This window comes from Enterococcus sp. ARL09-542, assembly GCF_005234805.1.
In the GTDB taxonomy this organism is placed as follows: Bacteria; Bacillota; Bacilli; order Lactobacillales; family Enterococcaceae; genus Enterococcus_D; species Enterococcus_D gallinarum.
In genome coordinates this window covers 295604-308075 of sequence record NZ_QPQX01000003.1, presented here as the reverse complement: position 1 = coordinate 308075, position 12472 = coordinate 295604, and the positions used below count along the sequence as shown (strand labels likewise).

General features: G+C 37.6%; 14 protein-coding genes. 6 read left to right on the top strand and 8 right to left on the bottom strand.

Features of this window, described 5'->3' with window-relative positions; all coding sequences use genetic code 11:
- Positions 1-144 precede the first annotated feature (144 nt).
- A complete protein-coding gene (locus DVW06_RS05470) occupies positions 145-948 on the top strand; it encodes a C40 family peptidase (RefSeq protein ID WP_137264488.1) in 804 nt (267 codons plus the stop codon).
- 142 nt (positions 949-1090) lie between these two features.
- Here DVW06_RS05470 and DVW06_RS05465 read toward each other — a convergent pair whose 3' ends face one another.
- The 7 genes from DVW06_RS05465 to DVW06_RS05430 all read right to left on the bottom strand — a co-directional run bounded on the left by DVW06_RS05465 (position 1091) and on the right by DVW06_RS05430 (position 6113).
- Complete coding sequence (locus tag DVW06_RS05465; protein WP_137264487.1) at positions 1091-1708, bottom strand: hypothetical protein; 618 nt, start codon at positions 1706-1708, stop codon at positions 1091-1093.
- Positions 1709-1822: 114 nt separating this feature from the next.
- Complete coding sequence (locus DVW06_RS05460) at positions 1823-2404, bottom strand: hypothetical protein (RefSeq protein ID WP_137264486.1); 582 nt, start codon at positions 2402-2404, stop codon at positions 1823-1825.
- A gap of 25 nt (positions 2405-2429) precedes the next feature.
- Positions 2430-2690 (bottom strand): hypothetical protein, encoded by a 261-nt coding sequence (locus DVW06_RS05455; protein WP_137264491.1) that lies wholly within the window; start codon positions 2688-2690, stop codon positions 2430-2432.
- A 188-nt stretch (positions 2691-2878) separates the two neighbouring features.
- Positions 2879-3193 (bottom strand): hypothetical protein, encoded by a 315-nt coding sequence (locus DVW06_RS05445; RefSeq protein WP_137264484.1) that lies wholly within the window; start codon positions 3191-3193, stop codon positions 2879-2881.
- Between the two features lie 1187 nt (positions 3194-4380).
- The gene (locus DVW06_RS05440; protein WP_029487242.1) at positions 4381-4563 is read right to left on the bottom strand and encodes a hypothetical protein; all 183 of its coding nucleotides are present in this window, start codon (positions 4561-4563) and stop codon (positions 4381-4383) included.
- A 438-nt stretch (positions 4564-5001) separates the two neighbouring features.
- Complete coding sequence (locus DVW06_RS17425) at positions 5002-5373, bottom strand: hypothetical protein (RefSeq protein WP_005471642.1); 372 nt, start codon at positions 5371-5373, stop codon at positions 5002-5004.
- A 353-nt stretch (positions 5374-5726) separates the two neighbouring features.
- The gene (locus tag DVW06_RS05430; protein ID WP_005471644.1) at positions 5727-6113 is read right to left on the bottom strand and encodes a YxeA family protein; all 387 of its coding nucleotides are present in this window, start codon (positions 6111-6113) and stop codon (positions 5727-5729) included.
- A 242-nt stretch (positions 6114-6355) separates the two neighbouring features.
- Here DVW06_RS05430 and DVW06_RS05425 point away from each other — a divergent pair, with 242 nt between their 5' ends.
- From DVW06_RS05425 to DVW06_RS05415, 3 genes are all read left to right on the top strand, one after another.
- A complete protein-coding gene (locus tag DVW06_RS05425; protein WP_005471646.1) occupies positions 6356-6970 on the top strand; it encodes a LysM peptidoglycan-binding domain-containing protein in 615 nt (204 codons plus the stop codon).
- Positions 6971-7092: 122 nt separating this feature from the next.
- Positions 7093-7794, top strand: coding sequence for a glucosamine-6-phosphate deaminase (nagB, locus tag DVW06_RS05420; RefSeq protein ID WP_003127396.1), 702 nt, complete (start codon positions 7093-7095; stop codon positions 7792-7794).
- A 227-nt stretch (positions 7795-8021) separates the two neighbouring features.
- Positions 8022-8732 carry an MgtC/SapB family protein gene (locus DVW06_RS05415; RefSeq protein WP_005471648.1) on the top strand — a complete coding sequence of 237 codons (711 nt, stop codon included), beginning with the start codon at positions 8022-8024 and terminating at the stop codon, positions 8730-8732.
- 39 nt (positions 8733-8771) lie between these two features.
- On the opposite strand, the gene DVW06_RS05410 is transcribed toward DVW06_RS05415, so the two are convergent.
- Positions 8772-9569, bottom strand: coding sequence for a DUF92 domain-containing protein (locus DVW06_RS05410; protein ID WP_137264483.1), 798 nt, complete (start codon positions 9567-9569; stop codon positions 8772-8774).
- 129 nt (positions 9570-9698) lie between these two features.
- On the opposite strand from DVW06_RS05410, the gene DVW06_RS05405 reads away from it, so the two are divergent.
- A complete protein-coding gene (locus DVW06_RS05405) occupies positions 9699-11009 on the top strand; it encodes an NAD(P)/FAD-dependent oxidoreductase (protein WP_003127400.1) in 1311 nt (436 codons plus the stop codon).
- A complete protein-coding gene (locus DVW06_RS05400) occupies positions 10999-12438 on the top strand; it encodes a helix-turn-helix domain-containing protein (protein WP_005471654.1) in 1440 nt (479 codons plus the stop codon). Before DVW06_RS05405 ends, DVW06_RS05400 begins: the two co-directional genes overlap by 11 nt.
- Positions 12439-12472 lie beyond the last annotated feature (34 nt).

Below are 12472 nucleotides of genomic sequence, written 5' to 3'. Positions count from 1 at the left end.
ACTACAGGTATCGCGGATAGCCAACAGGCGCTTACTTATGATCAACCAAAAAGCGATACGGTTGATTACGGCGATGGCCAAGAATTTACAGACAAAAAGGAGTAGCCTAGCGGCTGCTCTTTTTAATTTGAAAGGATGATCAACATGAACATTGAACAAATGATCAAATGGATGACTGATCGTGAAGGCAAGGTAACATATTCAATGACAAGTCGCTTAGGACCTAAAAGTTACGACTGTTCTTCTGCAGTGTTTTTTTCTATGATCGCTGGCGGATTCTTACCGGCCGGATCAATGGGAAATACAGAAACGCTATTTGCCATGAATGGAACAGTGCTCAAGAAAATTAGTCGTGCAGATGTGAGACGAGGTGATATCTTTATCGCTGGCACTCCTGGGGCTTCTCATGGATCAGAAGGGCACACCGGTATCTTTTTGAGCAATAAGAGCTTTATTCATTGCAGCTATTATTGGAACGGAATCCACACAGACAACCATGATTCTTATATGAGTACCCGACTAACGCATCATTTCTATCGAATTGTTGCAAGTGGTAATGCTGATGTGAATACTGATAAAAGTGCTCAAATGATCAAATTGGCAATCGATGGACAATGGGGACCACTCGTTACTTTACGTTTGCAAGAATACTACAATACTACTCGTGACAAAGTGATTAGCCATCAATACAAACAAAAGTACAATCAAAATATCTATTCCGCAGAATTTGATATTACTTTGATCGGATCCGACGTGATCCGTGCAATCCAGATGGGCCTCAAAGCAAGAGGATATTATTCTGGTGTAATTGATGGTCTATGTGGTGAAGCAACGATCAAAGGGATGCAAAAAGCATTAGGAACGACGGTGGACGGTATTATCAGTCCGAAATCCGATATGGTTAGGACATTGCAACGAGCATTGAACAACAATAAACTTCCGTGGTAAACAAATAGCCCGCTTCGGCGGGCTTATAAATAAGGAGATGCTATGATGAGAACTTTTTTTGAACAAATTCTAGATCTTCCAGAGTTAAAATTATTCCTTGATTATTGGTACGTTTGGACACCTCTTCTAATATTGTTATTAATCATGTCAAGATATAATAACAGAAATTGATACCGATTTCAGAGATGGAATATTTATAGTTTTGTGATCCACCGCCACCAATCATTATGGACTGCAAATGTTTATTAACTAAACCCAAATCACTTAATCTACTTAAAGATCCTGTTACTAATATTTGATCAACGCCTTCCATTACTGGTACTCCAACAGTGTCTTTATTGCGAAATAAAAGGACTAGTATACTAATTTCAAGCATAGTTAATTCTGCAAGAATATTTACAAAGAGCTCATCCATATTTATAGAAGGTTTTGTCGAATTCAGCAGTAAATTTTTATAAGAATTCACAAAATAAACTATTTTATCTGCTGACTTAGATTTTTCAATTTCGTCGTGAATTGTTTCTATTATACCTATTAATTGATCATTATTTCTCTCACCAAGGACTAAATTATCTAGTTCTGAAACTTTTTTGCTAAGTTCCTTGTAAAAATTTTCAACTCTTTTAAATCTTTTTTCGTTTTGAGCACCAAAATAAAGTGCTTGTAGTGGTCCTCCAACATATGGAACAGCGCCTATACCAGCTTCCACTACTAAATTTAAGTAATCTCTTGGTGTTAAATTATCATTATTTTCATCCATGAAATTATCCTCTTTTCTATATATTGTTTTACTAATAGTATAATACTTTAACAATACGAACATAAAGAGAACCTAAAAAAGCTCCTTACTCAATTTTGAGTAGGGAGCCTTTTATTAATCAATTTTTTCTACCTTATTATTTTCATTTAATTGATATGATATAACGACAGGTGTAGTATCTTCTTCCTCTGAATCTGAAGAATACAGTGCGGTTAAGGTATACAAATCAATTTCAGGATTTACAGGTTCACGAGTAACCAGCTCTTCAAAATTTTTAATAAGAGTATCCATGGTTTCTTTGTCAGGTACACTCATAATAGTAAACATTATGGAATAAAAGTCTTTATTATCTCCTTCAGCAGTTAGTTCAATTTTATCTTTATTAGAGTCTATAATAAAATACTTAAATAAAGATAGATTGATAACCATGTTTGCATCTTCAATAGCTTTCTCTTGATTTCCAGATGAAGCATTAATCAATCCAGGAATATCCATTTTTCCTAGAGACCAGTCTTCATTATCATCGTAAATATCTAAAACAGATTGATCAACAAATGACGATTCCTCAGTTAAACTTGTTTCACTTACTGCATTATGATCATTTAAGGTATTGTCTGAGCTTGAGTTCTCAGAACCACACGCGGATATAAAAAGTAATGAAAAACAAAACGACAAAAATAATATGACTTTTTTCATAAAACCATCCTCTATAAGTAATATATTAATTATAAGCCATTAAATTTTCAAATACCATCATAATCTTTGTTTTTCCAATCACCGAATATTTTTTCACAACAAACTGCTTACGATCGTTAAACTCACCAGCAACCACAATCTGCATCCCTTCGTCAACATCAGCAAGAAAATTCAAACTATGTGCTGCAATTAGACAATTTACATTATCCAGCGAGAACCGAACCAAAGGGGTCCTCGACATTTTCAGCACTCGTATCTTCGAAACTACACCTTTCAATGACTTCATGATGATCGCCTCCATATGGTTGTACATAGTAATTAAAATCAGTTTTCCCTAAAGTAAGTTTGACATAATGATCAACGCAACGAGTTCCAAAAACGCACTCTTGAGATTCAGATATACTGTCAGGAAATTCCTGTTCGAACTCTGAATAAGAAATATAGCCTTGCTCATATAGACTAATTATGTTCATATTAAGATACCTTTCCAGTGTATGGGTTTATAGGACGTTTTGCTTTTTTAAAATCTGTTAGAAGATAATTTTCTCCGTTATGTGAGAGAGGGAGACGAGCTTGAAAATCTCTTTCAAATAATAAAACATGATCAATGTCCTTGGTCGGGAATGCCATGCAGTAGCGATCACTATTATAAATCCACCAATTATAATCCATTCCTTCTATAATAATAATTTCGTGAGATGCTTTTTCAAATCCATAAAGTTTATTCTTTAAACAAAATTTTGCTGGTCGTATATAATCACTGAAATTCTCACGTTTAATGAATCTCACTGTAATCACTCCTTAAAAGGAGTATACGAACGTTTGTTCTTTTTGTAAAGAGAACAAGAGTATAATTAACTAGAATTTTTTATATGTATATTTTTTCTTTCATTATATGTTCGACAAGCTGGCGGAATTTGATTGCGTTTTGATTGCGTTTAATAAGGAAAATAGAGAGTTACTAGAATTAGTTAGATCGATAAAAACACTGTAATATCAATCAATAATTAACATAAAGAATCAATAGAACACAGCGAAACAGATAATACGGTCTCAAAGACGCGAACGCTGCGGAATAATTCTAACAAGGTTAGAACGTTGGTTTATCAACGATTTAGAGATGTTTTCCTTCACTGAAGACATCTCTTTTTTGAAGATGAATGCCAATTGAAAAAATGATCAAATGGTACATTTCTATCGAAAATGATAGTCGCATATATTGTTTATAGAGTTAAATGAGATCAATCAAGCTGTAGCTTCTTGCCGAGTTTTGAAACCTCGATGAGTTGTCTTTTTTTTTATTTTCCAGTCACTGGATCAGTTCTCAAATAAGTTTGAAATATATAGGCGGTTGAGCCATTTTTATTCGTGTATTTTTGTCATAATAACATCCATAAGGATAAAGCAATAATCGATACTTTAGTCTGAATATTCTGAACAAATCTTGTAGTCTGTTAGATGTGGTTATTGGATGAAAGTAAGTTCAAATGAAAATAGTCGATTCACCAAATATTTTTCTATTAAAAGAGATGATCATCGCAATTAACTATTCTGATCTGAAAAAATAAAAAGGCAACTCAAGAGTTACCTTTTGTTGATGTAATCTGTTTACTTCTTCTTGTCAACTTCGTAAGTAGCGAAAGCGAGAATAAAAAAAAGACTGCTAAGGATACACCAAACCATTTGAATACTTTACGGCCTCATTAAAAGAAATCGCTCTTTTAGTAAGGATTATGGGCGGATCAAAGTTATTACATGTGTACAAAAAATAAAGAAAAGACCATTTTTGCAATAAAGGAACCAGCAAAAAAAGCGAGAACAATCAACATAATTTTCCAAGGTTTTAACCAAGCACTATTCTTTTTCATCTAATCACCTCTATAAAAAGAATACTATGATAAATAAATAATATCAAAAAAAATTGATACTTAATCAGTTATTCACCAAATCAGGCAACTAACGAGATGAAATCAGAATCAGTTTTGCTTTTCAGATTTTTTAAGTTTAATTGCTCGTATTAGGTGGACACAAAAGCTCGCAAAAAATAAAAGCCCTGCAATTTTTGGAATGGCACCAATTGAAGCTAAAAATAAAAAAGCTGCTATAAAGTTTACACAAGCGGCTAGCAGGTAAAGGTAGAAACTAGTTTTTCTTTTCAAAGTGCTCACTCCTTTCGAACAGCATATCATACTTTATTTTCAATGTGAAAAAATAATGCCAAAGAAAGTCGAAATAAATAATTTCACTATCCGACGAAATAAAAAAGAAATAGAAAGAACTTCTATTTCTTCGAGCGATTTTTATTCGAATACAGGGCAATGATTATAGCTACGGCTATGCAAAAGACTAATACTTTTAACATATTCACACATCCTTTTTAGATTAGTTTAAATTATAACTTTCTAAAAATATATAGGGTTTTAGGCCTATTAGTAAAAGATAATTCAGTCCCACAAGTTATCGAACTCTTTTTTTCGATTATTCCTCGGCAATCAAGAAGGCCAATTTTTTCAAACAACTGTTAAAACAAAAAAGTGAAGAAACTACTGGAACTAAAAGTTTCTTCACTACTCATCAAGTAATCAATAAACCTTTGTTTATTCAAATATGTAACATCTAAATTTTTTGAAGCAAGGAAAAACAAACATGCAGAACAATAGAAAGAGTTGAAAAAGTAAGATAATCGTTAAATTGACAGTTCCGTAACGCTGGTAAAGGTAGATATGTACGAGTAATTCACCAAGATTCATGAGAATCAAGATAAGATAACTACTCGCTTTTACTTGGCATCTTTTTAGTAGGTGATAGCTGATGTAATAATCGCGTAGGACAAAAAAAAGTAATGATAGTTTGTTTAAAGCCGTGATGGTAGCATGTTGTTCGGCAAGCTGTTGAAAGAACAAAAGTGCTGTGGGAAAAGGGATATAAATGATTAATAAAGAAAGAAAAAAATATACAACAAAAGGCACGTTCACACTCCTAAAAAAAAATTACCAAAAGGCAGAAAATAATTTAGCAAATATTTATTCAGAGGTCAACAGTAGGATTTGTTATTTCAATGGTTCGAGTATTAGGCATGATTGTTTTTGCTTAAGAAATGAAATCTTGGTTTACAGACTGAGAAAAATTGCGGTGATTTTCTGTCACGGAGGAATGCACCTTGATAAACCCCGTCACAATAAGGTTATAAGAGGGATTGGATATTATTATTAAAACAATGTATAAATAAAAAAACTCCTGAAAGCAGAGTGGAGAAGACAGTTACTCTTGAGTTCAGAAGTTTTTGGTTTTTGAAAAAAATCAATTTTATCAATGAAAAATGTTAATTTTGTGCATTTAATTTTTTTAATACATCAGCTGGCACATCTTTTTCAGCGACCTCATTCGGTCCGGAGATGATACGTTTTTGACTGATCTCTGCTTTAACTAGTGTGTTAGGAGCATAAGGCTGGATATCTTCACCAGACAATTCATAGGTCATTTCTTGTCTTTCGCCATTTTCTTTAACAAATTCAAACGTATATTTATAAGAAGAATAGCCTTCGATTTTTTTTCCTGAACCGTCTACTGTTTGTTTCCTTTCAGGTGTTTCTTTTGGTGTGCGTGCATAGGCAGTGACTCCTTGATAGGTCTCAGAATAGTATTTATAACTAAAATAGCCTCCTACACCAAGTGCGACTACAAGAAGAGCAAGCATCATTTTTTTCATAATTAACCCTCATTTCTTTTTTGCTGAGACGACTATAACACGGACTAGCTTAAAAAATTCATTGAAAAAGATAACACTATTGTAAGTTTTTGATTGTTTACATGAGAATATAGCTGTAATTTTCTGTCGAGGAATTGTGATAGAAGAAAATAGAATTGAAATCATTTTGCAATATTGTAATGTTAATCTTTTATTTGTGCCTGGGGAGAGGTACAAATACACAAAAAGAGAGGTTTTTTCATTTGAAAAAATTTGTATTCACAGCTGTTGCAGGACTAGGTTTATTTATCGGAGGCACTGTTGCATCTGCAGAGGAACAAACCCATGTGGTTGCTCCAGGAGACACACTGTCAGGATTAGCAACTGAATATGGTACGACAGTGGATGACCTTTTAGCATTGAATGAATCCATTCAAGACCCTAATTTGATTTTTGATGGCGAAACATTGCTGATTTTTAGTGATGCACAACCGATGACACGCGCGCAAGAAACGACAGAAACAGCGCAAGCGCAAACTGAAACTGCGCCGGCAGCTACACAATCAAACGCTGCTAGCACTAGCGCTGCAAGTACACCAAGTACTGGTTCAGGAGTCTTGAATCCAGTGGACGGTATCAATTACTATAATGGTGTCAGAGAATCTTATTATTCACAAAAAGTATTAGCTGGTGGCGGCTTAAATATTCCTGGCCGACATGTTGCCGCTGACGGAACGATCCGTGATGCAGATGGTTATATCGTTGTAGCTAGTGACAATCAAGCCAAAGGCTCAACAGGGCAATCTTCTTTGGGTGCCTACAAAGTCTATGATACAGGCGTTGGTCACAGCGGAATCGACGTTTACACAAACTGGTAATCAGCAAAAACAGCTGCATGAAATATGCAGCTGTTTTTTTGTTATGGTCTAGACTAATTCTTGTCAAAAAAATGAGAGTGTGGTATCATTGGACTATACCAAAATGAAATGAGGAGCGTATCATGGAAATTATTCGCGTGAAAGATGCAGCTGAAGGTGGAAAAAAGGCATTTGAATTGATTCAGCAAGGCGTTGAAAACGGCGCTAAAGTTCTTGGATTGGCGACAGGCAGTACGCCAGAAACATTGTATGCAGAGATGACAGCTAGCGATGTCGATTTTTCAAACATGACTTCTGTTAATTTAGATGAATATGTCGGACTTGGCGGCGAAGATGATCAAAGTTATCGCCACTTTATGAATGCTCATTTATTTGACAAAAAACCATTCAAGGAAACCTTTGTACCGAATGGAAAAGCCGAAGATTTGCAAGCGGAATGCAAACGATACGATGAAGTGATCGCGGAACATCCAGTTGACATCCAAATCTTAGGAATTGGTCAGAACGGTCACATTGGCTTCAATGAACCTGGGGCATCTTTTGATGGCACAACATCAGTCGTTGATTTGACTGAATCAACGATCAATGCCAACAAACGCTATTTTGACAAGGTAGAAGATGTACCCACTACTGCAATCTCAATGGGCATCGGTTCAATTTTGAAAGGTAAAAAAATTATTTTGATGGCCTTTGGACCAGCTAAAGCGGACGCAATCCAAGGGATGATTGAAGGTCCGGTAACGACGGATCTGCCTGCATCTGCTTTGCAAAATCATCCAGATGTCACAGTCATCGTGGATGAAGCAGCGGCAGCCAATCTCTAACATCAATTAGTTGGCAGAGCGTCCAATCTAATCGACAAAATCCGAATGAACATCGGAAAAACCAGCTACTTCCCCATTTCATCCAGTCGGATGAAAAGTTGGTATTTTCGATGATTCTTCGGTTTTTTTATTTTTCATGGAATACAGCTTAAAGATGGGTTGCGGAATTTGGACCTTCCTTTTTTCATTTTTAAAAATAGATGGTATAGTTGAAAAGGGGTGTTTCAATGGTTGATATGGTCTTATCGATTCCAGAAATTATTCTTAGACTCGTTTTAGCAATGGTCATGGGAGGCGCTATCGGTTTTGAGCGACAGTACAAAAGTCGGCCAGCGGGATTACGGACCCATATTTTAGTCTGTATGGGGGCATGTGTCATTGCACTGATCCAAGTAGAGATCGCTAGTGGGGCGATGCGTGATGCGTTGAATCATCCAGATCTCGCAGGGGTCATTCGTTCAGATGAAGCTCGATTGATCGCACAAGTGGTAAGTGGGGTTGGTTTTTTGGGTGCCGGGACGATTATCGTGACAAAACGCTCGGTAACTGGATTGACGACAGCTGCTTCATTATGGGCGATTGCTGGCTTAGGGATTGCGATCGGCATGGGATTTTATGCGATTTCGATTACTAGTTTTGCCGGGATCTTTTTTGCACTGACGGTGATCAAGCGAATTGTGCGAGTCCCGACAGCCAAAAAATTGGAGATTCAATACATTCATCGTGCGGAAACAAAGGAATTTTTGACAGAGTATTTTCTTGATCGAAAAATCGTGATCGAAGATGTCAACTTTGATGTGAAGTTCATGGAAGACTATCGGATCTATACCAATATTTATACGATCAACTTACCGTGGGGGCTGAGTTTCTCTGATGTTATCGAAGAATTATCAGTTTATAAAAATATCACTAAGCTGCGGTTGGTTGATGTTAGTTAAAAAAGTACTGCCAAAGGTCACACCTTTGGCAGTACTTTTTTAGTTAGGAAAGAAACATGCGATCCCGACAATCGCTAGATTGCTAAGAAAGTTGACTGCTTCATTTGTGATCAAAGCATAGCCATGCACTTTTTTCGTTGGCTGCTGGTGATGGCTTTTTTGTTCGGTAAATTGATGACAAACCGTGCATTGGTAACGTACTTGAATCGTTGCTCCCAATAAACTATCGATTATACTACCGCTAAATCCTAACAAGAGTACCCAAATCAATGCTGTCAAAGAGAGCGGTTGGCCGCTGAGCCAGAGACAGATCGCCAGAAGTAAAACGATACCGCCGCTGCCCGCAAAAGAAGCAATGGTACCTAGGAGGCTGACACCGCCAGAAAGACCCGCAGGTAATTTTTTTCCCGTTAAGAGATTTCGGGGTGCCTTTTTGCTCAAAATACCGATCTCTGATCCCCAAGTGTCGGCGGTACAGCTAGCGATCCCGACAATAAATGCCCAGAGATAGTTCTCATTGTTGAAAGAGGCGTAACCGATCAATGCCAATAAACTAGGCGATAAATTAGCCAGCACTTGGATGGCTTCGCGGCGCGCACCTTTGATCACCAGATCATCGGCTGAGTTTTTTTTCTTTAAGTGATTGATGATCCCAGAGCTGGCAAAAAAGAAACCAACTAAAAAGATACTGAACCAAGGTCCCAAAGCAATGATGATCGTCCCACTTAAGGCAGCTGCTAAAGCACCGGATAAAGACAACCACTGCAAAATAAAAGCGAATCCTGCTACAAATGCACTACAGATCAGTCCCAGTAAAAATTGATAGAAAAAGACCACAGCTTCCACCTCGCTTTTTTCATCAGTTTAGCATAAAGCAAACTCGTATGTAGCTTTTTTTCGTTACTGACAGCATTTTGCTCGTCAAATGAGAGCGTTTCATTTAAGCTTAGACTAAGAGGTGAGTGTATGAAAATCGTGATCATCGGCGGTTCATTCGGAGGGATCAGCTGCGCCATCGAAGCACGCAAAATCTATCCAGAATCTGAAATCGTATTGATTGAAAAAAAAGCCCATATCGGGTTTATTCCCAGCGGGATGCTCCTGTATTTAGAAGGCAAGATTCCTTCGTTGCAAGACGCATTCTTTTGCTCCAAGGAACAGCTTGAGCAGTTGGACATTCAAGTAGCATTGCAAGAAACAATGTTGAAACTTGATCCTAAGAACCATTTCGTTCAAACAGATCAGCGCAGAATCGCTTATGATCGGTTGATCTTAGCAGCAGGATCTGCACAAGAATCAGAAATTCTCTTACCGATGAATGAAGCCGCATTGACCTATAAAGATTACGGCGCTGCCAAGCAATTTATTCAGGAATTAGATCAGGCAGAAACGATTACGATCGTTGGGGCTGGACAAGCAGGTATGGAAGCAGCCAACACATTAACGACGCTAGGAAAACAAGTCCAACTAGTGGAATCAATGACGTATCCTTTATTCAAATATTTTGATCAATCGTTTCTGGCTCCTTTTTTAGATGAATTAGCACAAATAAAAAATCTGCAGCTTTATCTGGCAGAACCTACCATTGCCATTGAATCCACGGAAACAGGCTTCCGAGTGGAGACCGCCAATCGGACATTGCTCAGCGCGCTTGCATTGACGACCGTCAATGTCCGACCGCGGCCGCACCCAGCATTTCAGCAGCTGCGCTTGCACAGTGATCATACGATTTGGACGGATGCTTATTTGGAAACTTCCGAAAAGGGTATTTTTGCTGTCGGTGACTTGATTCAGATCTACAGTCCAATTACACGGGATACGGCTTATATGCCATTAGTAAACAATGCAGTTCGTTCCGGAATCGCTGCTGCGCATAATTTGCAAGAGAAAAAAGAACCTTTTCGCGGCGGCTTACGGACAGTGGGAACCCATCTGTTTGGCTGGTATCTGGCTAGTACAGGAATGACTGAATCAGATCGCTTCTTTTATGAACAAGAAATTACCGTCAAAAAATTTACCGCTAAAGCTTCATTAGTAGATGACACACCGATCCACGGGAAACTGATCATTGCCAAGACAAGCGGGCAAGTATTGGGCGCTCAGTTACTGTCAAAGTACAATCTCTTAGAAAAAATCAACCTGCTGGCATTTGCCATTGAAAAGGAGAGCACATTGTCAGAGTTAGCGCAAAAAGATTTCTTTTTTCATCCTCATTTTACTGATGTCTTTGAACTGTCCAATGCGATTGCTTTAGGAAGTGCTGCCAATGAAATTTGAACAATTATTAGAAAAAAAAGAAGCCAAGCAATTACAGCTACTGAAAAAGCTGCTTCTAGTTGGAGGTGAACTAGAGCTTCATGAGATGGCTGCTTACCTTAGGATCAGCAAACCATCCTTAGAAAAATATGTTGATGAGTTATTTCTATATTTAGCTCCTTATTCTGATCAATGCCATCTTTTTTATCAAGGTTCATCATTAGTTCTAGAAACGAGCCCAGAGTTCTCGTTGAATCAGATTGAATATGTGTTCTACCACTCGTCGATCAAATTTCAAGTGCTGGAACATGTATTGATCAATCAAGAAATCGCCACGATTCCGTTAGCGCAAAAATTAATGATTAGTGAATCCTCCCTGTTTCGCAAAATCAAAGAATTGAATCAAGTGTTGGCAGAATTCGGATTAGAGATTTGGCAGGGGAAACTCATGGGGGAAGAAGCTCAGATTCGCTATTTTTATTTTCAGCTGCTTTGGTACTTAAATTCTTTCAAGAGTCAGCCATTACCGATTGATACAAAATTTGTGGGACTGATCGCTCGTGGGCTCAATCTGACCTTTACCGAGGAAGCACAGCAACGGGTCAGTTTGTGGCTGAAGATCATGAAGTATCGTTTAAAAGCGCCCGGACAATCGTTTCAAAGACTACGGGAAAACATGGCATTTTATGAGAAAGATCCATTGTATCAGCAACTGCGGGAACTTGTCTTTCGCAGTTTTGGGCATTATGCACTGGAAGTTCGTGAAGAAGAGGCGATGCTCCATTTTGTTTTCTTGCTTTCCTTTTCCGTTTTCTCTGAACAAGATTTTCGCCAGTACATGCTGCAACGCTCCCGATTTACGCCGACAGCACTTACCGATACGCTGATCTTGGAACATATCCTGCATTTGTATCGACCGGCTGTCCCGCAAGAAATCGAAGCCAATTGTTATTTTCATCTTTCTCAGATCCATAGTCGTTTGTATTTTTTCAAAGGAGATGTCGAAGTTTTTGATCGAGAAAATATTTGGCAATTAGAAGCAAAACTCTCAAGTCGTAATATTCGCCAGATCAGTGAACGTTTATTGAATACTGCTGTACAAGAAATGAAGCTGGAAGCATCAGAAGAAAATACATTGTATATGATGACCATGGTCAAATATTTGAGTGTCCTGACGATCATTGATTACCAAATCAATCGGGAATTTCGGGTAGGCATCGCGTTGAATATGGATGCACTTTTCAAAGAGGCAGTCTTTTATATGTGGCTGCTGTACTTAAAAAATTTGAATGGGGTCGTCGTTGAGCGCTATGCTAAAGAACAAGACTATGATCTGATCTTGACGAATTATCCGATTGAAACATCGATTCCTACATATCGGATCAGTGAGTTAGGGACGACTTACGATCGAGAAAAAATCAAAAAGATGATTCGCGAACGCTTCAACTAATGGCGTTTTTCCAGATTTCGTCAATTTCTTAGAA